Source organism: Streptomyces albiaxialis (assembly GCF_039530985.1).
GTDB classification, from domain to species: Bacteria; Actinomycetota; Actinomycetes; order Streptomycetales; family Streptomycetaceae; genus Streptomyces; species Streptomyces albiaxialis.
Map to the genome: position 1 here is coordinate 1 of NZ_BAAAPE010000033.1, position 592 is coordinate 592.

Genomic DNA, 592 nt, shown 5'->3' on the forward strand with positions numbered 1-592 from the left:
CAAGGAGACGGTGGCCGGGGAACAGGGCGGCACCCGGACCTTCGCCTACAACCCCAAGTCGCCCACCTGTGGCGGATTCGAGGGTCAGCGGTGTGAGGTGAAGGACGCGAACGGCAAGGCGACGAAGTTCCACTACGACGCCAAGGGCAACCTGGACAAGGTCACCCCGCCCACCCCACTGGGCGCCACGACCTACACCTACGACGAGGCCGGACGCCCCGTCACCTCCACCGACGGCCGCGGTACGAAGACCACGTACACCTACGACCACCGCGATCGCATCATCAAGGTGCAAGGCCCGAACAACTGGGCCGAGTACAGCTATGACGGGGACGGGAACGTCACCCAGCGCTCGGACGCCACCGGTATCACCAAGTACGCCTTCGACCCGCTCAACCGGGAGACGATCCGCACCCTCCAGGACGGCTCCCAGACGGTGCTGGCCTACAGCCCCGAGGGCAACGTCGAGTCCTACGCCGACCCCAACGGCACGGTGAAGTACACCTACAGCAAGACCCACAAGCTGCTCACCCTCACCGACCCGCAGGGCAAGAAGACCGAGTACGACTACAACGCGAATGACGCCCGCACC

The 592-nt window shown here is 65.5% G+C and carries 1 pseudogene; it reads left to right on the forward strand.

The annotated features are described in order from the left end of the window. Positions 1 to 10: 10 nt before the first annotated feature. A pseudogene (locus tag ABD343_RS40660) lies at positions 11 to 592 on the forward strand (RHS repeat-associated core domain-containing protein); the annotation flags it as partial.